Here is a 20,284-nt window from a genome sequence, read left to right as displayed (position 1 = left end):
GTTGTCTGGTTGTGATACAGGCCTCTGCGTGCTTCGCAGCTCATCGTCACAGGCAACCACGCAAAAGTGCTTAATTGCGGCATTTTCACGGAGTGAAATCTCGGCATATGGTTAACTGCCATTAAAGGGATAAATTCATTCACTTTTTTGTATGGCTGCCTCAAAATTTCCGTTAATAAATTCTTAACCTATTCGCCATCAGTCGCCCCAGTGATTGTATCAAAACGGCTTCTGTGCCACTACGTTACGTGGAAAATTGCGGCTCCTTTTAACCAAAGGCGACGAAATTCCAACGGATATTGGCACTGGCATCGCTCTGACGGAGCGGACATGGCATTATCCGGGGCAAGTGCATGGCCTTGAAATCCTTGGGCTCTCCCTACTCGGAGGCTCCCACTTTCAAGGCATTGAAGTGAATGAGGCGAAACGGGAATGACGATCAAGACGGAAAACGACGTGGTAGCCGAGAACGCCTACAAGGCGCTTGAGGAAGCCTTGGCCATCGATTTCCAGGAAGACCGCCCGCGTGGCGGACTTGATCCTCGGGAGGCAAATTTGTCAGACGTAGCCAACCAGACACCTCGCAAACCAGGCGACGATTCCGCCCGGTCCGGTGCGAACCGCTCCGAGGACATCGCCCGCGCACTGGCGCCGGAGGCAGGGCCGAAATCGCCCTTGCACAAGCCCGCCAACGATCAGGCGTCCAATGTGCCGGTCCAGGCGCTGCGCGGTTTCGATGCACAGAGACCCGGTTCGCCGCTTCGCGTAGCGGCCATCGTTTCTGCTGCCTGGGTACTGCTCGGCATCGGCGCGGCACACCTGCTCTATTCGCCGCAGATCTGGCAGATCCGCTCGCTTGCGGACCTTGCCGCGGTTCCTGGCGCCCTTGCCATCGTGGTCGGCATTTTCTTCCCGATCCTGGTCTTCTTTGCTTTCGCCAACATGATCACCCGGGCGCAGGAACTCAAGCAGGCGGCGCGTTCCATGGCGGAAGTGGCGTTGCGTCTTGCTGAACCCGAAAATGCTGCCGCCGAACGCATCATGTCCGTCGGCCAGGCAGTCCGCCGTGAAGTCACGGCGATGAACGAGGGAATCGAGCGGACGATCGCACGCGCTTCGGAACTCGAAACGCTGGTGCATTCGGAAGTGAATGCATTGGAGCGCAGCTACTCCGACAACGAACTCCGGGTCAGGAGCCTGGTCCAGGAGCTCGGCTCCGAGCGCGAGGCGATCATTGGCCACGCCGAGCGGGTCCGTTCTTCGATTTCGAGCGCCCATGTCCAGCTTAAGGAAGAGCTATCCTCGGCTGGCACCACCATCTCCAAGAGCATCGCCACCTCGGGCGAAGCCGTCGCCCAGATGATCGACACGCAGGCTGCGATCATCATGCAAAAGACCGGCAACGCAGCAAACTCGATCAGCGCCCTGCTGTCGGGCAAGACCGAAGGCCTGCTGACCACCCTCAATAGCACTGGCATTTCGCTCGCAGAAGAATTCGACACGCGCATCGAGATCCTCGGCGCCGCGCTCAACGAACGCGGGCGTTCGCTGCTTTCAGAGTTCGAAACCCGCGCATCGGTTCTCGATGCCAACACGGAAAAACTGAACGCAGCGCTGCAGGAGCGCACGCGCCAGCTCAACGAAACGCTGATCGCACGGACACGCCAGATCAATGAATCGCTGACTTCTGGCGCCCAGACCGTCACTTCCAGCCTGGAAGACGTGCTTCGTACGCTCAACGCCTCACTGGATGAGAAAGGCGCAAGTTTCCGCCAGTCGCTCCAGACCACGGCCGACGAAGCGGTCATGGATCTGGACCTGCGTTCGGGCTTCTTCGACGAGCGGCTGCGTTCTTCGGTCGACCTCGTCGCCTCCGCATTCGATGGCCGTCTGAACGACTTCGCCGATGCGTTCGACAAGCGTTCCGGCTCGCTCGATGCCAAGTTGTCCGACAGCCTCGCGCGCATCAATCACTCGCTCGGATCGGGCAAGGATGCACTCGACGGCATACTGAATTCCTCTCTGGAGAGGCTGACCGGCTCCTTTACCAGCCAGTCGCTGGCGCTCGAAACTGCACTTGGCACCGGCCAGGAGCTGATCGAAATGGCGCTCGAAAGCAAGGTCGGCGAAATCGCTGAAGTCATCGGCAACGCCAACGACCGTCTCGACAGCGGCTTTGGTGCCAAGGCGGACGAACTTGCCGCCAAGATCGCGGATCGGACCGAAGCAATCACAGCAGCGGTCGCCGACGGTCATGAAAAGATGTCGAGCCTTCTCGATGAGCGCTCGAATGGCATCGCTTCGGCCTTCGCTCAAACCCATAAGCGCATCGACGACACAATCACGTCCGGCCAGGAGTTGATTGCCACTCTGCTGAACGAAAAATCGGCGGCTTTCGATTCTGCCTTCGCCAGCAACAGCGCACGGCTGGAAGAGTCCGTCAGTGGCGGGCACGAGAAAATTGCCAGCTTGCTCGAAGAAAAATCGAGCCAGTTCGAAGCAGCGCTCGGCGACACGAGCGCGCGGCTGGAAAAGGTCGTCGGCGGCGGGCACAAGAAGATTTCCGCCATGCTCGACGAGAAGTCCGGCGCATTCGAAGCTGTGTTCGCTGATACCAGCGCGCGACTAGAGAATGCTGTCGGCGGTGGACATGAGAGGATCGCGTCGCTGCTGGACGAAAAGTCGGCTGCGATCGAAGCTGTCCTTGCGCACACCAGTTCACGGCTGGAAAATGCCGTCGGCGGCGGACATGAGAAGATCGCATCGCTGCTCGAAGAAAAGTCAGCGGCGATCGAAGCGGCATTCTCCGAAAATCATGAACGGCTGTCGACCGCCGTTTCGCGCGGCACGGAACTGATCACCGGCAATGTCGATGATGCACGCACCCGCCTTGCCCGCACGCTTGGCGAAAATGCGATCACCATCGCGGCGACATACACAGAACATCAGAAGCGGCTCGACGACTCTCTGCAGGAGCGTTCGGCGGCCATGGCCGACATCCTCAATCGTGGTGCAAGCCACATTGAACATGCCACCGGCGAAGCTTCCCGCGACATAAAGCAAACGCTGGAGACTACGGTCAGGGACATCACGTCGACCCTCGACCATGGTAGCGCCGATCTCGGTATCCAGCTCGCTTCCACCCACGACATGATCCGGGCGACGCTCGAAGACCGGACAAGCGCCATCACCATCGCGCTCGAAGAAGGCCGCAAGCAGATCGACGACACGCTCGCCGATCAGGCAACATCCATCGGCACCAGCATTGCCATGGGTGCAAGCATGCTGGAAATGTCGTTCGAGGACGGCGAAAGCAAGCTTCGCGAAGCCGTCGAAACCGGCACACGCTCCATCAACGACACCATCGAGAACGCCTCCAGCGGGCTGGCGGGCACGATTTCCAACCATACATCGGCACTTTCCGAAGCCATGGTGAAAAGCGCGGTCGAACTGGAAGAGAGTGCGGCACGTTTCGCCGAGAAGATCGACATCCGCGAGAAGAACCTGCGCCAAGTTCTTGATGCGACCGCTGATAACCTCGACAATCGCATGCAGGCCAGTGCGCTTGCCTTCACCGGTAACGCACGCAAGATCGAAACCGTCCTTTCCGAGCGCGAAGCCAGCCTTTCCGCGGCGATAGAAGGGATGGCGGAAATTCTCGATGAAAAGCTGCTGAGCACTGCAGCTGGCATCAGCTCGGGCATCGAGATGAGCCATGAGGCGCTTCGCGAGACGTTGTCGGACAGCCAGCTGACCCTCAGCCAGACCGCAGAAAAGCTTGTCCAACAGATCGCCGCACATCGCGACGCGCTGCGGGAGACGATCGACGCAAGCGGTCAATCGCTTGATGAACGGCTGCAGAGCGGCACCGCCAACATGCTGTCCAACATCATGATGCTGGACATGAAGCTCGAGGAACGGGAAGCGGCTCTCAAGCTGGCAATATCGGAAAGCGCCAATTCGCTCGAACAGGCGTTTGCCGCCAGCACCGGATCGCTCGCTGACAGGGTCGGCGACAAGGCTGCCGAGCTTGCCCGCGCCGCCGATGTGTTCGGCTCGCGGATCGACGAGACACTGACATCGGTAACTCATCGGTTCGATGAAACCGGTGGACGAATTCTTTCCAGCTTCGACAAGCTGGAAAGCGGCATCCACAGCGATGCAGGCAAATTCGCGGATGCCATCGATGCGGCAGGACAAAAGCTCCAGGGCATGGTGGGATCCCAGCTGCAGAATTTCGAGCAGATCACCGAAGCCGGTGCGAGTCGCATCGCCGAGACCTTCGATACGCGCACTGCACGTATCGACGAACGGCTCTCGACCATGGATCGGGCATTGACCATCGGCCTGGACAACGTTTCCAAGACCATCGACGGCAAGGCGTCCGGGCTTGCCCTGACTCTGCGTAATGCGGTGGTGGAGGCGTCCAGCGCTATTGATGCCGATGCGAGCCGCGTAATCGACACTATAGCCTCCAAGGGGCTCGAATATGCCGACGAGATGGCCGCACGCAGTGCCGGCCTGACGAGCAAGCTTTCGTCGGAAGCCGAGCAGTTCTCGTCCCGTCTGGCAGCAGATGCGGATCAGTTCGCCACGCGCCTTGGAACGGAAGCTGATCAGTATTCGACCAAACTGTCAGATGAAACCGAACAGTTCGTTGAACGGATCTCCACGACGGCAGAAGCGTATTCGACCAAGCTTGCCGGCAATGCCGACCAGTTTGCCGAACGGCTTTCGACCAATGCAGACCAGTATTCGGCCAAGTTGTCCGACGATACCGAGCAGTTTGCGGAGCGGCTTTCGTCCAATGCAGACCAATATTCGGCTAAGTTGTCGGACAATACCGAGCAATTCGCCGATCGGATTGCCACGACCGCAGATACATACTCGACCAAACTCGCTGGCAATGCCGACCAGTTTGCCGAACGGCTTTCCACCAACGCAAATCAATATTCGGCCGATCTGACCGGGAATGCGGACCAGTTCGTCGCCCGGCTGTCGGCGAATGCAGATCGGTTCGCCGGTACCGTCGAATCCAAGGTTGGCAACTTCTCGAGCCGCATTGGCAAGGACATGACGGATTTCGCCAACCAGCTCTCTGCGACCAGCGGGCGGGTGACGGAAGATGCAGCGGCGATCGCCGCCAATCTCGATACGGCGGAAAAGGCGCTTGCCACCCGTCACGAGACCATACGGACAACGCTCGACGAACGTACCCGTGAACTCAATTCCATCCTCGCGGCGCGTTCCGCCGAGCTTTCGCGCATCATCGACGAAAAGGCGCGTCCGGCTGCCGAAGCATTGACAGAGTTCGGCCAGAGCGCCGCTTCGCGCATCGGTCAGGTCACCCGCGAAAGCGTGGACGTGCTTCGCGCCGAAAATTCCGCGCTTATCAATGCGATTGCATCACGCACGGAAGAGACGGCAAAGGCCGTCACCGGAGCTGAGCTTTCGTTGAAGACAACCGTTCTCGACCTTATCGGCGCTCTGGACCAGAGCCATGCCGGCATCCAGAAACTGGTTGCCGACACGGGTGAAAATCTCAGTGCGGTGGACCAGGCGCTCAACTCGACCGCCGAGCGCTTCGCCGAAACCGCGACCCGCGCCTCCGATTCCGTCAGCGCCTCGACCCGCCTCCTCGAAGGCAATTCTGAGCGGCTCTCCTCCGTTTCGAATGAAACGCTCTCGCAGATCGGCGGAATCGTCACGCGGTTCGACGATCATTCCAAGGTGCTTGGTCAGGCAACCGGCCTGTTGGCGGCAGCGCAGTCCAACCTCGTTTCAACGCTCGAAGAGCGCGAGGATGCGCTGCAGACGCTCGCGGTCGGCCTGGTTCGACGCTCCGAAGAGATCGAAAACACCATGCGCTCGCTGGCCGGACTGGTCGAAGCGGCCTTCGACCGCGCCGAATCCCGTTCGGGACAGGTGTCCTCGAACGTTCGTGGCGGCGTACAGACCGCGTTCTCGGAAATCGGCCGAATCCTGTCTGAAACCGAAAAGCGCGCGACCGATATGGCCGACGTGATGAAGTCTTCGGTGACCAAGGCCGCAGAAGAGGCCTCCGGCGCAGTCGGCGTAACCCTCGACAAGGCAAACGAGCGTGCCGACGAAATGGCAAGCCGCCTACGCGGCAGCATTTCCAGCTCGCTGGCCGATGTCGATCGCCTGCTCGGCGAGACTGGCAAGCGTTCGAACGCCACCGCCAGCCAGCTGCGCGACGCCTTGAAGGAAGCCATAGAAGAGGCCGTAGGCCGCTTTGCCGGTGCCACCGACGAAATCCGCAGGACCGCCGGCGAAATTCGCAAGGAACTGACCGACACCCGTGCCGAACTCAAACGCAGCGCTTTCGACCTCCCGGAGGAGGCCAAGGAAAACGCCGCCCAGATGCGTCGCGCGGTTGCAGAACAGGTCAAGGCGCTACAGGAGCTTTCGGGCATCATCGGCGTGTCCTCAGCGCATCTCGAAACGCCAAGACCGCTGGTACGCGAAGTCGCAGTTGCCACGGCCCGTGCCGAGCCGGAAGTGCAGCCCGTGCAGGCCCGTATCGTGGAGCCCTCTCCCGTGGTTCGCCAGACCGTGGCAGAGCCCGTCGCAAGGCGCGTGGAAGCCGAGCCTGTTGTCCGTCCGCGCGAAGCTGCGCCGGTAACGCGCCCGGCCCAACCGCCCGTGGTGCCGCCAGCAGCCGAAAGCGTCCAGAAGCAGAATACTCCGTCCGAACGCGAACGCCCGGCCGAAGCAACCGGTCTGCGCGGCAGCCTCGGCGTCGAACGGCGCGAGCCGGTCAAGCCAAAGGCTCAGCAGGATGACAACACCACGCGTCGCGAGGAAGGACAAGGCTGGATCAGCGATCTGCTGCGCAGCGCTTCACGCGAGGAAGCAACGCCTGAGCCCCGTTCAGCGCCGACGACCGCCCGCCCCGACAGTCGCAATCCGCGGCATGTGGTTGAATCGCTGAATTCGCTTTCGGTCGATATTGCCCGCGCCATCGACCACGATGCTTCGGTCGATCTCTGGCGTCGTTACCAGCGTGGCGAACGCGACGTGTTTACTCGCCGTCTGTACACGTTGAAGGGCCAGCAGACATTCGATGAGATCAAGCGCAAATACGATCGCGAGCCGGAATTCCGTTCCGCCGTTGATCGCTACATCAACGACTTCGAAAAACTGCTCGCCGATGTGACGCGCAACGATCGCGACAAGTCGTTGACGCAGAGCTATCTGACCTCGGACACGGGCAAAGTCTACACGATGCTGGCCCATGCAGCCGGACGTCTGTCTTAAGACCATTCGACCGTAAACAGGAAAAAGGCCGCGCAAGCGGCCTTTTTGCATTTGATGAGGTCTCTGATCCGACGTTTCTCCGCGATCTGAGGCGGACTGGCCACGGAGCAGCTCGACCTTGGCCAACAGAACAATACTGGCCCCTGCAGTCCGGCGTTGAAAGGCAGTTGCAGCGCCAGAGCCGTCGACATGGCAGTGACAGCGAGCGCGGCCTGGATCAGCACATAAGCTCCGCCCCACACAGGTATCCATTCAGTTGCTGCATGAGAAGGGAGCCGGCAATCAGCCATCGAGATGCGCTTCGGACGCAACGGCACTTGCGACGTTCGATCCGCATTGCCGCAGTCGTGCTTCCCATTGCACCTGGCTTGGCATCAGCGGCGCAAACAAGACCGGCATTGCGCTATGTCGCCAGCCTGATATCCGGGATCGTTTGCCGGACTTAGATCGAATTCAGCGCCCAGGAGACGATCTCACCGGTCGCTTGGGAAAATGCCTTGTCGAGGGCTGCGATGAATGCGGCATTTCCTGAACCGACAACCGGTGCGCTGGTAGAGAACACGCGCTGCGATTTCACCGCGCCGTTACGGTCGTTGAGAATCTTGACTGAAATCTCGATGCTCGCGCGGTCGTTGCCGCCTGCATCGATCTCGAAAGAGCGAATGTCGGCGACAACCTGATAGTCGATCGCGAGACCCTCACCTGGCCGGCCAACGCCGCCGAGCTTGCCGGTGTTCTCGAAGGCTTCGATCAGCTTGGATTGAACAAGCCGCGGCAGGCGGTCGCTCCAGCGCGACTTTGACAGATACTGGATCTCCGACCCGGATAGTCGAATTACCACCTGCTCGGAATCCAGCGCTTTAAGCGCGGTCGGCTCGGGAACAAGAATCTGCCGATTCTTTGCTGTAGGGCCGACAACTTCCGGTACGGAAGATAGCGAAAAGGTATCGTCTCTTGCGCCTCCAGCGCAACCGGAAAGCCCGGCGGCCAGCAAGACCCCCAGCCCAATGGCGCGTGCCCCCCGCCAAACCTTATTCGAACCCATTTCGCCCCACACCATCAACGCCTCACACGGCCGTCAAATTGCTTTACATCGTCGCCGCCGAACAGCAAACGTCGCGGGTCCTGATCAAACCGCGTTATGGCCGCATCCAGGCTCTTCATCGTGCGGCGCGTGTCGCCGATCAGCGCTTCGACATCGCGCAGCCCCGAACCGGAGAAGCGCGACAGGTTGTCCGCGATCGGGCCGATTTTTGCGTTGAGCGTATCTGCGACTTTCTTGAAGGACTCCAGCGTCGACCGAGCCTGAGCCATCAACGACGAGGAATCACCGGAGCCGAGGAAGCTGTCAATTTTTGCCAGCACACCGTCTACCCTGGTCGAGGCCTTGTTCAGTTTCGCCGACATTTCAGAGATATTGCTGATCGTCTTGTCGATGTCGGCCCGGCGCTTGTCGATATCCTGCGAGACACCCTTGAAAGTAGTGATCGCGGTGCGCGCATCCGAAACCGCTGCACGGATGTCGTCGATCGATCCCTGAACCTTCTGCGGATCGATTGCCGCCATGAGTTTGTCGACGTTGTCGAGGGTCTTGTTGGCCTTCTCTCCAACCGTTTTATAGGTCGCAACTGCCTCATTGACGGATTTCACCGTCTTGCCGACATCGCCAGAAGCTGCGGCCAGATCTGCGCTGACCTTCGCGGCATTGGCAAGGATTGTGTCGATTTTCTTGGCATCGACGGCCTTGAGCAGGCTTTCCAGTGAGGCAAGCGTGGTATCGATGCGCCCTGAAAGGCTCTTGATCGTGCCGGAAAGCGAACTCACGCTTTCAAGAAACTTATCGACACCTTCCGCGTTGTCTTTGAGCGCCTGCGAAAAAACTTCGGCATTGGAGATCGTCTTGGTCAGCGGCGCTCTATTGTCGTTGACGAAGCCCTGCAACTGCACCATCGTCTTGTCGGTCTTCGAGAGGATTTCGCCGGCAGTCGCCAGGATGTTGGTAACGCCTGACTGCCGCGCAGTGATGATCGGAATCTCCGGCTTCGGCTTCTTCGCCTCGATTACCCATAGCCGGGACTTTGACGTGTCTCCGCCGGACATTTCGATGTAGGCAGCCCCGGTCAGGCCCTGGATTTCGAGCACGGCGGTAGTGCCTGGACGAACGGGCGAATCCGCTTTCACTTCCGTTACTGCAAGCGAAAATCTAGGGTCGTCGAAATCCACACGAAGCGCGCGAACGGAGCCGATCTGGATGCCGTTGAACCGAACGGGCGAACCTACGGTCAAGCCGTTCACCGAACCCGGAATGCGGATGGCAAGCATTTCCATCTCGCCCTCGCGGCCATATTCGGACATCCAGTAGACGAACCCGAAAGCAAGCAACATCACCAGCACCGTGAAGAAGCCGACAATCGCATAATTCGCTTTCGTTTCCATCAGTAATACCGTCCGCTATCCATCTTTTTCTGCCGCTTTTTCTCAGGCATTTCGTTCAATGCCGAAGCCGGGAATGGACCGGGCGCGCTTGCCCCGGAAGTAGGACTGAACCCATTCATCCGGGCAATCAAGCATATCTTTGATCGTGCCTTCAACCAGCACACGCTTTTTTCCAAGTACGGCAATTCGGTCACACACGGAAAACAGGCTGTCGAGATCATGGGTGACCATGTAAACCGTCAGTCCAAGTGTATCGCGCAATTTGGCAATCAGTTGGTCGAATTCGGCCGCTCCGATCGGGTCCAGTCCTGATGTCGGCTCGTCCAGAAACACAAGCGCCGGATCCAGTGCCAAAGCCCGGGCAAGCGCAGCACGTTTGATCATGCCACCTGAAAGCTCGGACGGATATTTGTCGGCAGCCTCGGGCGCAAGCCCGACGAGTTCGATCTTCAGTCGCGCCAACTCATCCATCAGGGACGGAGGTAGATCGAGATATTCCCGCATGGGGAACTGTATGTTTTCCTTGACCGTCAGCGCCGAGAACAATGCTCCCTGCTGAAACAGCACGCCAAGCTTCATATCGAGCAAATAGCGCTCGTCGGCGGGAATCGCATCGTAGTCCGAGCCCAGCATTTCGATCTTGCCGGAACGGCGTGGAATGAGCCGGAGCACGGTCCTCATCAGCACCGACTTACCGGTACCGGACGCGCCGACAAAGCCGAGGATCTCGCCGCGGTAGATATCCAGGTTCAGCTTATCTAGCACGATGTGATCGCCGAATCCGACGGTTACATCCCGAACCGACAGGATCGTTTCGCGCTTTTGAGATGTCTGCGGGGCGGCCTCGACGATCATGACGTTCCTAGAAATCGATTGCTGCGTAGAACATGGCGAACAGGCCATCCACCAATATAACCACGAAGATCGCCTTGACCACCGATGCTGTCACGTGGCGACCGAGCGATTCAGCGCTTCCTCCAACCTTCATGCCTTCGACAGCCGCGACGATGCCGATGATGACTGCCATGAACGGCGCCTTCAGCATGCCAGATATCAGCGTCGAAATGTCGATCGCCTGCTGAAGGCGCCCGAGATAGACTTCGTATGTAATACCCGAATAGAGATTTGCGACGACGGCGGCTCCGGTCAGGGCGGCAAAGTTGGCAATCACGGTCAGCAGCGGCAGCGCAATCGTCAGTGCAAGGAGCCGTGGAAGGACAAGCACCCCAACCGGATTGAGCCCCATAACCTGCAAGGCGTCGATCTCTTCGCGCATTTTCATCGAGCCGATTTCAGCGGTAATCGCGCTTCCCGACCGGCCCGCAACCATGATCGCGGTCAACAACACGCCAATTTCGCGCAATTGCAGGATGCCCACGAGGTCCACGACGAAGATTTCCGCACCGAAATAGCGTAGCTGGAACGCCCCCTGCTGGGCGATGATCGCGCCGATCAGAAACGACATCAGCGCGATAATCGGCACCGCGTTGACCGCCATCTGCTCCAGTTGGCTGACGACGGCTGCCGGCGAAAGCCCCGCGCCGCGGCCAAACTTCAGCTGGCCGCCCCGCACTGCCGCACCGATGATGCTCATCGAGTGAACAACGTCGTCCCAGAGGCCGAGCGTCGTCTCGCCAAGCGGCGAAAAGATCCGTTCGAACAAATTGCGTTTGATCCGTTGGCCGTAGTCGGGCACCGGCAGCGCATCCGGCAGGGCCGTGATCAATTCGGTCATTCCAGGACTGGGGTCGCTGACCGACAGCGATGCGTTGTTTTTCTGCAGAGCGGTCAAGGTGCGCCGGATCACCCAAGCCCCGCCCGTATCGAGGCTGGTAATGCCGCTCAAATCAATCTTGGCAGGCCCGGAAACGCGGATATCTTCCAAATCTTTCAGCGCCTTGTCGACGGTCGCAATCGTCGCGCTAACCCACGCACCAGACAGACGGACCATCAATCCGCTGTCGGGATAGTCGATACTCAGGCCGGCTGTGTCTGCCGTATCCGGCATTTGGCTCTTCCTTTTTTCATTGCGTGGCGGCCCCAAGCCGGACTGCTGCACTATAATGTCGAAACCACGATTCGGCTGGCAGAGAAACGTTTTGACATCAGAGTGCTGCGATGTTCAAGGTGTGTCGGCGCGACGTGTCGAAAACACGGAGAATTGAGCTTGCCGCGTCACCTGGATACCACAATCACCAGTTTCCCGATTGCGGGAGAGTTCAAGATCTCTCGCGGCTCCAAGACCTCGGCGGATGTCGTCATATGCACGATCTGGGACGGGAACGCTCGCGGCCGCGGCGAATGCGTCCCGTACAAGCGCTACGGCGAGACCCTGGATAGCGTGACGAGCCAGATTGTCTCTTTTCGTGAGGCCATCGAGCGCGGCGCCAATCGATCTGAAATCGCAGGCCTCATGCCGCCTGGAGCCGCCCGCAATGCCGTCGATTGTGCCCTCTGGGATCTGGAAGCAAAAATCTCCGGCCAATCAGTCGCCGCGGCAATTGGCGTGAGCGAGCCAAAACCGCTGACGACGGCATATACGATCTCGCTCGACACGGCGGACGCCATGGCCGCGCAGGCAGGAAAATATGCCCATCGCGCACTCCTGAAGGTGAAGACAGGCACGGAAGACGACGAAACGCGCATTCGGGCGGTGCGCGCAGCCGCCCCGTTGGCGGCGATCGTGCTCGATGCCAACGAAGGCTGGAGCGAGGACAATGTCGTTCGCCACCTGCAGATTGCCGCCGAATGCGGTGTGGCGCTGGTGGAGCAACCTCTTCCTGCCGGCCACGACGATATTCTCGCCAGGATCGCGCATCCGTTGCTGATATGTGCCGATGAAAGCGTTCATGCGCGAGGTGACCTTTCGGCGCTCGTCGGCAAATACGACGCCGTCAACATCAAGCTCGACAAGACAGGCGGGCTGACGGAGGCGCTGGCAATGAAGGCAGAGGCCAGGCGGCTCGGCTTTTCGATCATGGCGGGTTGCATGGTGGGCTCGTCGCTTGCGATGGCACCGGCCGTGCTGCTCGCGCAGGACGTTGATTTCGTCGATCTCGACGGCCCGCTGCTGCTTGCCGAAGACTGCGAGCCTGCCCTCACCTACCGGGAATCGCTGGTTTATCCTCCAGAGCGGGTCCTTTGGGGCTGACGTATCATGGCCGCGAAAACCATCAGCGCGCCGACCGCCGCAAGCACGGCCATGATATAGAACCCCTGGATGCCCAGAGAGCCGTAGATGTAGCCTGAAAGCAGGGTAACGATAGCGGTGAACAGTGCGATGTATGTCGTATAAAAACCCTGCGCCGACGCCTCCTGCCGTTCACCGACCCGCTCCATGATGAAGCGCTGGATGCCAATGTGGATGATGGCGAAGGTGAAAGCGTGGCTGCATTGCAGCGCAAAATGCGGCCAGAAGCCGTCTATATGCGGGAAAACGATCCAGCGCGCCACCGCAGCCATGCAGCCGGTGAGAATCAGCGCCCAGATGCTGAAGCGCGACAGCAGCCGCGACGCAAACAGAAACAGGACGATTTCAGCAATCACCCCTGCGGTCCAGAACCAGCTGATCTCGATGCCGCTGAATCCCAGCTGCTTTTCCCAGTAGATCGAGGCGAAGGTGAAGAGCATGCTGTGGCTCCCCTGAACGAGCGCCGCGCCTCCGGTAACCAGGACGAATTCTGGTTGCCAAAGCGGGTTTCGCTCAGCTGACAGGCCCTGATGGGCTTCGGCTGCCGGCGCCCGTCCGAGGCGCGGCGCCACGATCGCCATCACGACCGTCAGCAGGAAAAATCCGGCCATCGCCGGAACGACCATTGCCCCCCCGAACAACCCGAACAGCCATCCGCCTAGCAATGTCGAAAGAATGAAGGCCACCGAGCCCCAAAGCCTTAGGAAGCCGTAGTCGAAATTCCAGCGTCGCACGCCGGTTATCAGGATTGCCTCGGCGATCGGCACATAGGGCGCATAGAAAATGCCCTGCAGGGCATAGACGATCAGCACGGCCCAGAAGGAATGCGTATAGAACAGCGTAACTGCAGTCAGCAGCGAAATTGCCGCCGACCAGAGCAAGACGTGCGACCGGTCTTTCGCCCGGTCCGCAGCGACAGCGCCGAGCGGCGTGCCGATCATCCGCACAAGATGCGGCACGGCCAGAATGATGCCGATTTCGGCGGCACTCATCTCGAGATAATCGAGAAACCACGGAAAATACGGCAGCCCGATGCCGTTGACCATCATCGGCGCACAAAACAACAATGCTGCGCGCAGGGCAAACAGACGGGGCGCTTCTTCGCGGGTTGCCGACACAGCCGATTTCGACATTCATAAATCCAGAAAACTGCCGACGGGCCGCAGAAGCGGAATTCCGAGCGTGCACTGCGGCCGAAATGGGGGATTGCTCGTTGTGTCTGAGCTAGCACCCTACTGGTCCGCCGCCAAGCCCGGCAGGCCGCCCTCCAAGAAATAGTCATACTCAATGATATTCCCGCCACACGGCTCGTGCGATAAAGGTCTGGTTATATCCTCTGGCTCTCGGGATCGCCAAGTCTAGCATGGCGCTTATGCTCAAAACCCTTAATCGCAAAAACTACTATAGATTGTATTCTAGCGCTCATATTCGAAAGTCGCGATTATATCGATTTAATTCCAATTTCTTCTGTTTTCTATCAACATCCTGCGAAATTTGGTCGCGGTTTCATTCATTTTGCTATTTTCGGTGTTGAATTTTGCCAGATTCTGCCATTTGGTTGCCCACGTCGAATTTCGCGAAAAACCGGATTCGACATGCAGGCTGACGATACCGTCACAACCGTTAATTTGCCGCCGCACGGTCGAAATCGAGAGCAGGCGGCACGAGGGAGCAGGATGTCGACAATCTATACTGGACCGGTTTTCGAAATGGCGAAAAACCAGTTCAACAGCGTCGCGGATTATCTGGGTATTGCCGAGGGGCATCGCGACCGGTTGCTTTATCCAAAGCGGGCAATCACAATTTCCTGCCCGATCCATATGGACAGTGGCGAAACCGTCGTCTTCCAAGGCTATCGCGTACAGCACCATCTGACGCTTGGCCCGACAAAGGGAGGCACCCGTTTCGCGCCCAACGTCGATATCGGCGAAGTCTCTGCCCTGGCAATCTGGATGAGCTGGAAATGCGCGCTCGCGGGCCTGCCCTATGGTGGCGCTAAGGGCGGCGTCACGGTCGATACGCATTCGCTGTCGAAGCGCGAACTCGAAAGCCTTTCGCGTCGCTACATGCAGGAAATGATCCCCTTCGTTGGACCGCATATCGACGTCATGGCCCCGGACATGGGCACCAACGAGCAGGTGATGGCCTGGTTCATGGATACCTATTCCATGTATCAGGGCCGCACGGTCAACGAGATCGTCACTGGCAAGCCGGTCTCCTCCGGAGGCACCGAAGGCCGGCGCGAAGCGACCGGACTTGGTGTGGCTCACCTTGTCGCCCGCGCGATGGAACGGCTGCAGATGAAGCCGCGCGAAGCCACGGCCATCATCCAGGGTTTTGGCAATGTCGGCTCCTACGCCGCGCTGGAACTCGCCCAGCAAGGCGTCAAGATCATCGGCGTCTCGGACCATACCGCATGCTACTTCGACCGTAAGGGTTTCGATGTCGACGCACTCGTCGCCTATGCCTCGCGCCATGGCTCGCTGAAGGGCTTTTCCAGCGAAGCGCTTTTCGATCCGAACCAATTGTTGGTGCAGCCCTGCGACATCCTCATCCCCGCGGCCGTCGAACGGGTCATCGATGCCGATGTCGCTACCCGCCTGAATTGCCGGATCCTGGCGGAAGCCGCCAACGGCCCGACGACTCCGGAAGCCGATGCCGTACTGGAACACCGTCGAAACGAGATCTTCGTCATCCCGGATATCCTGTGCAATTCCGGCGGCGTGATCGTCAGCTATTTCGAATGGGTGCAGGATCTGCAACAGCTGTTCTGGAAGCGCGAAGAGGTCATTACCCGTCTCAAGGGCTTGCTGGACGACGCTTTCCACCGAGTAATGGCGCGTGTGGAGCGCGATGAAGTTGCCCATCGCGTAGCTGCCATGGCCATCGGCGTCGATAAAGTCGCCCAGGCGAAGGCAACGCGCGGCCTCTTTCCGTGAAAACAACAAGACGGGGCGGCGAACACCGCCCCTTTTTCTTCAAGCTGCCTGGATCTCTTTCGGCACATCATGGCCGAGCAGTCGGATCGGCACCAGCGGACCTGCCAGCGGCTTGTTTTCGGCAGCGCTCTGCCAACGGATCAATTCCATCCGCCCGTCGAAATGCTCGACAATAGCCGTGCAGCTTTCTACCCAGTCGCCAGTGTTGATGTAGCTGATGCCGTCGATATCCTCGATGACGGCATGATGAATATGTCCGCAGATGACTCCATCCACCTGATGGCGTCGCGCCTCATCAGCAACCACATTCTGAAACTCGCCGATGAAGTTGACGGCGCGCTTGACCTGCAATTTCGCCCAGGCCGAGAACGACCAGTAAGGCAAGCCAAGCTTGCGACGGACCTTGGCGATCATCACGTTCAACGCGATCGCCATATCGTAGGCCCAGTCGCCGAGATGGGCGATGAACTTGGCATTGCGCACCACGACATCGAATTCATCGCCGTGCAGGACCAGATAGCGTTTGCCGTCTGCCGCTTGGTGGATGATGTTCTTTTCAACCTCGATGCCGCCGAAATGAATGCCGGGATATTCGCGCATGAAGGCATCATGATTGCCCGGGATATAGACGATGCGGGTGCCCTTGCGGCCTTTGCGCAGCAGTTTCTGGACCACATCATTGCAATTTTGCGGCCAGTGCCAGGATCGCTTCAACCGCCAGCCATCAACGATGTCGCCGACCAGGTAGATCGTGTCGGCATCGTGCACCCTCAGGAAATCGAGAAGAAAATCGGCCTTGGCAGCTTTGGAGCCAAGGTGAATATCGGAGAGGAATATCGTCCGGAATTGCCGGCCTTCCCGCATTTCGCTTAAATCGGACATGGTCTGCCTCACACTTTTTCGCCTCTTCTGAAAAGCAGAGTCCTGTTTCACCTTTGTGACAAGGCCGCCGTTAACCCAGATTCTTAAGCTCTGTTTCACTGTTTTAGCGCAAACTTGATTGGCGGCTTTTCTTGCCGCTCCAATCCATTTGTGAACATTCCCATGCCCCGCATTCTTACATCCACCGCCCTGGCGATGATCGCCGTTTCATTTTTCGGCTCCGCCGCCCAAGCCTCGGAGGTATGTGATCAGTTGGGTTTCGAGCTAGCCAATCTTTCACAGTCGATGGACGCCGTGGGCGAAGCCCGCAAATATGCGCGTGCCATCGCCGAACAGAGGGGAAGCATTCGTGAGTTGGACCATGCGATGCGGCAAGCGGGTTGCACCAACGGCAGCATGATCATTATCGGCGGTCCCAATGAACCGGAATGCAGTGCTTTCGAAGCGAAAAAGACGCGCATGGAGCGCAATCTGCAGATTCTCGACGCCAAGCGCCTTTCATTGCTTGCCGACAATCCCAGTGGATTAAAACGCCAGAGGCTTGTTGCGGCTCTCGACGACAACCGCTGCAACGAACAGCCCGTCCTGGTCAGCACGCCGGACAACGGACAGCCCTTTGAAAGCCTTGTAAAGGACGGACCCGGCGGCACGGAAACGATCCGCATACCATCGACCGAGCCTGTCTATGGCGAGGACCAGTTCATCGATCTTGGCGGTGCGGCAATAAACGGCAGCTACCGGACGATGTGCGTGCGCACATGCGACGGCGCCTATTTTCCCGTTTCCTCGCACGCCTCGACGCTCAACTTCCGTCGCGATGCGCAAGTATGCTCGATGATGTGCCCGGGAACGGAGACCGAACTGTTCTACCACTCGATCCGCAGCGAAAGCGACGGCATGCGCTCGGCAATGACCGGCCAGTCCTACGTCGACTTGCCGAACGCGTATCGTTTTCGCACAAAGGGCCCTGATGACGATCGCCAGTGCGGCTGCGATTTTGCGCTCTATTACAAGGAAATGATGCGGCGGGAAGCAGTCGTGAAAAGCCCCGGCGAAGTGCCGGCAGAAGAGAGCTCCATCGTCTGGGTCAAGCCCGGCCTTCGCGGCGGTCTAAAGCACAAGACCGAGATGGCGGCAGTCAAGCCCGCGCCGGTGGAACGCGACTATAACCCAGGCGACAAGGTAAGGATCATCGGCCCGCGCTTTCTTCCTGACGATGAAGGCATGGACTTTATGCACCCTGCCGGTCCGAGTGAAAGCGAGGGCCAGTAGGCCGGGACTTATCCGCCGAGCGCGCGTCGTCTGAACGACTGAATGATCGCGCCTAGCACCGCGACCGCAATCTCCGCCGGGCTCTGGGCGCCGATGTCCAGCCCTATCGGCGCGTCGATCCGTGCGATCTCCTCGTCCGAACACCCTGCCTCTTTCAAGCGCTCGATGCGTTTTGCATGTGTCTTTCTGCTCCCCAGTGCGCCGACATAGAAGCAACCGGATTTTAAAGCTGAAACAATCGGATAGTCGTCGATCTTCGGGTCATGCGTTACAGCGACCAGTGCCGTATAGGCATCGAGAGGGCGAGCAGCGAGGACGTCCTCGGGCCAGTCGGCGGCAAGATCCACCCCCTCGAAACGCTCTGGCGTGGCAAAGGCTGTACGCGGATCGATGATCCTGAGATCGTAGCCTGCAATGGGCGCCATCGATGCCAGCGCCTGCGATATATGCACGGCCCCGATCACCGCAATCCGTGGCGGCGGCACCTGGACATTGAGAAACAGGCGTTTGCCGCCGATCTCCACGGTGCCAGATTTGCCGGTGCGGAAAGCCTTCTCCACTTCCGGACGCAGGTCGTCCGCAATGGTTCCGCCCTCGATGAAGACACGCCCCTCGCCGCTTTCGAGATCGGTCAACAGAATGACGGCGCGGCGGGCGCGGCGCGCTTCATTGACGGCAACAAGATGCTCGATGCGCATCAAACGACCCTTTCGACATAGACGGAGATGCGCCCACCGCAAGATAGCCCGACCCGCCATGCCGTCTCGTCGGCAACGCCGAATTCCAGCATTTTCGGCACGCCGGACGCAATCACATCAACGGCCTCAGAAATCACCGCCCCTTCGACACAGCCGCCCGAGACCGATCCTTCAAAGTTTCCCTCGGCATCGATCACCAGATGCGATCCAACTGGCCGTGGCGCCGATCCCCATGTTTCAACCACGGTCGCAATGGCGATATCCCTGCCCTCCATTCGCCAGGCTTCCGCGATGTCGAGCGGATCATGCATTTCGCTGATAGTCGTCATATCCGCCTCCTCAACTGGACGCCGTAAATCGCTTCGGATCGGAATTCTTGCCGATTGCACCTGAAAGCGCCTCTGCAAGATCGCCAATTGCCTCGAGATTATGCACCGCCCGCAATTCGTCAACATGCGGCACCATGGCGCGGACACCCCGCGCCCGCGCCTCGAACCCGTCATAGCGCAGCAGCGGATTGAGCCAGATCAGCCGCCGACAGGAACGATGCAGCCTGTCGGTCTCGCGGCCGAGCAGTTCGGCATCGTCCCGTTCGAGCCCATCGGTGATCAGCAGCACGATCGCCCCCTGCGACAGGACGCGCCGCGCCCACAGTCGATTGAATTCCTTGAGCGTTTCGCCGATCCGCGTGCCGCCCGACCAATCCTTGACGGCCGCTGAACACATGGCGACGGCCTCGTCCGGATCCCGATGGCGCATTGCTCGGGTGACGTTGGTCAGGCGTGTGCCGAACAGGAATGTATGCACGCGTCGCCTGCGCTCGGTCAGCACATGCATGAAATGCAGGAAAATCCGTGTGTACTGGCTCATCGAGCCGGAAATATCGGCGATAATGACCAGTGGCGGATGCACGGTCTTCGGCTTGCGCCACTTCGGCAGGATCAGGCTTCCACCGGTTTTCATCGCAGCGCGCAGCGTGGCGCGCGGGTCGATCCGCGCGACCCGGTTCGATGGCTGGTAGCGCCGCGTGCGCACCTCGTCCATCGGCAGAATGAGCCTGGAAAGCTGCTGGCGGGCTTCGGCCAGTTCTCGTGCCGTCATCTGGGCAAAATCGGTCTTGCGGAAAACCTCGCGTTCCGACACGGAAAAGCGCGCATCGATCTCGATTTCCTCGCGCTCGCGTGGACGTTCCGGGCGCTCGGAATAAAGCGATTCCGAAACGCGCGCGGCTGCCGGCTTCGGCTTGTCTTTCTCGCCGATGTCCGGTGTCATATGCGAGAGCATCTGGATGAGTTTGCTGTCGAAATCACGCGGTCGCCAGAAGATCTGGAAGGCTTCATCGAAAACCGGCTTGTCTTCGTGCCGCTTGACGAAGTTGCAGAATAGCGCGGTGTAAAACTCCTCGCGCGAACCGATACCGATCGCCTCAGCCGCTTCGATCGCGTCGACGATGGCGGCGGGGCCGATCTTGAGGCCTGCACGCCGCAGTACACGACCGAAATAGACAATGTTATCGGCGAACCGGCCGTCACCGACCGCGAGCGGAGGCATAACGATCCCGTCGCTGTTGGCTGCCGGCTCCATCG

Annotated in this window: 13 protein-coding genes; 4 read left to right on the top strand and 9 right to left on the bottom strand. The window is 59.3% G+C overall.

Annotated features, from left to right (window positions below; all coding sequences use genetic code 11):
• Nucleotides 1-432 precede the first annotated feature (432 nt).
• Nucleotides 433-7,281 carry an apolipoprotein A-IV repeat region-like domain-containing protein gene (locus JJB09_RS12010; protein ID WP_201658073.1) on the top strand — a complete coding sequence of 2,283 codons (6,849 nt, stop codon included), beginning with the start codon at nt 433-435 and terminating at the stop codon, nt 7,279-7,281.
• A 442-nt stretch (nt 7,282-7,723) separates the two neighbouring features.
• Here JJB09_RS12010 and JJB09_RS12005 read toward each other — a convergent pair whose 3' ends face one another.
• The 4 genes from JJB09_RS12005 to JJB09_RS11990 are packed head-to-tail and all read right to left on the bottom strand — an operon-like array spanning nt 7,724 to nt 11,725.
• A complete protein-coding gene (locus tag JJB09_RS12005; protein ID WP_425523716.1) occupies nt 7,724-8,341 on the bottom strand; it encodes an ABC-type transport auxiliary lipoprotein family protein in 618 nt (205 codons plus the stop codon).
• Nucleotides 8,341-9,717 (bottom strand): MlaD family protein, encoded by a 1,377-nt coding sequence (locus JJB09_RS12000; protein WP_201658067.1) that lies wholly within the window; start codon nt 9,715-9,717, stop codon nt 8,341-8,343. Before JJB09_RS12000 ends, JJB09_RS12005 begins: the two co-directional genes overlap by 1 nt.
• Nucleotides 9,718-9,759: 42 nt before the next feature.
• Nucleotides 9,760-10,572 carry an ABC transporter ATP-binding protein gene (locus tag JJB09_RS11995; protein ID WP_201658065.1) on the bottom strand — a complete coding sequence of 271 codons (813 nt, stop codon included), beginning with the start codon at nt 10,570-10,572 and terminating at the stop codon, nt 9,760-9,762.
• Nucleotides 10,573-10,579: 7 nt separating this feature from the next.
• Nucleotides 10,580-11,725 (bottom strand): ABC transporter permease, encoded by a 1,146-nt coding sequence (locus tag JJB09_RS11990; RefSeq protein ID WP_201658063.1) that lies wholly within the window; start codon nt 11,723-11,725, stop codon nt 10,580-10,582.
• Between the two features lie 159 nt (nt 11,726-11,884).
• Between JJB09_RS11990 and dgcA the strand changes: the two genes are divergently transcribed.
• On the top strand, nt 11,885-12,868 hold the full coding sequence (dgcA, locus tag JJB09_RS11985) for an N-acetyl-D-Glu racemase DgcA (protein ID WP_201658061.1): 984 nt from the start codon (nt 11,885-11,887) through the stop codon (nt 12,866-12,868).
• Here dgcA and JJB09_RS11980 read toward each other — a convergent pair.
• The gene (locus JJB09_RS11980) at nt 12,838-14,040 is read right to left on the bottom strand and encodes an MFS transporter (protein ID WP_201658059.1); all 1,203 of its coding nucleotides are present in this window, start codon (nt 14,038-14,040) and stop codon (nt 12,838-12,840) included. The two genes, dgcA and JJB09_RS11980, sit on opposite strands and share 31 nt — an antisense overlap.
• Before the next feature lie 543 nt (nt 14,041-14,583).
• On the opposite strand from JJB09_RS11980, the gene JJB09_RS11975 reads away from it, so the two are divergent.
• Nucleotides 14,584-15,846, top strand: a complete 1,263-nt coding sequence (locus JJB09_RS11975) for a Glu/Leu/Phe/Val family dehydrogenase (protein ID WP_201658057.1) — start codon at nt 14,584-14,586, stop codon at nt 15,844-15,846.
• 39 nt (nt 15,847-15,885) lie between these two features.
• Here the strand turns inward: JJB09_RS11975 and JJB09_RS11970 are convergent, their stop codons facing one another.
• A complete protein-coding gene (locus tag JJB09_RS11970) occupies nt 15,886-16,728 on the bottom strand; it encodes a UDP-2,3-diacylglucosamine diphosphatase (protein WP_201658055.1) in 843 nt (280 codons plus the stop codon).
• 162 nt (nt 16,729-16,890) lie between these two features.
• Between JJB09_RS11970 and JJB09_RS11965 the strand changes: the two genes are divergently transcribed.
• Nucleotides 16,891-18,000: a DUF2865 domain-containing protein gene (locus tag JJB09_RS11965; RefSeq protein WP_201658053.1), complete on the top strand. Its 1,110-nt coding sequence runs from the start codon at nt 16,891-16,893 to the stop codon at nt 17,998-18,000.
• A gap of 8 nt (nt 18,001-18,008) precedes the next feature.
• Here the strand turns inward: JJB09_RS11965 and JJB09_RS11960 are convergent, their stop codons facing one another.
• From JJB09_RS11960 to JJB09_RS11950, 3 genes are read right to left on the bottom strand one after another with little or no spacing between them, the layout of a single operon-like run.
• Nucleotides 18,009-18,698, bottom strand: a complete 690-nt coding sequence (locus tag JJB09_RS11960; RefSeq protein ID WP_201658050.1) for an XdhC family protein — start codon at nt 18,696-18,698, stop codon at nt 18,009-18,011.
• Nucleotides 18,698-19,027, bottom strand: a complete 330-nt coding sequence (locus tag JJB09_RS11955; protein ID WP_201658047.1) for an XdhC family protein — start codon at nt 19,025-19,027, stop codon at nt 18,698-18,700. Before JJB09_RS11955 ends, JJB09_RS11960 begins: the two co-directional genes overlap by 1 nt.
• 10 nt (nt 19,028-19,037) lie before the next feature.
• Nucleotides 19,038-20,282 carry a vWA domain-containing protein gene (locus JJB09_RS11950; RefSeq protein WP_201658044.1) on the bottom strand — a complete coding sequence of 415 codons (1,245 nt, stop codon included), beginning with the start codon at nt 20,280-20,282 and terminating at the stop codon, nt 19,038-19,040.
• Nucleotides 20,283-20,284: the final 2 nt, after the last annotated feature.

Origin of the sequence: Phytoamicus setariae (assembly GCF_016722925.1) — a bacterium.
Classification (GTDB): domain Bacteria; phylum Pseudomonadota; class Alphaproteobacteria; order Rhizobiales; family Rhizobiaceae; genus Rhizobium_E; species Rhizobium_E setariae.
This window is presented reverse-complemented; position numbering and strand designations above follow the sequence as displayed.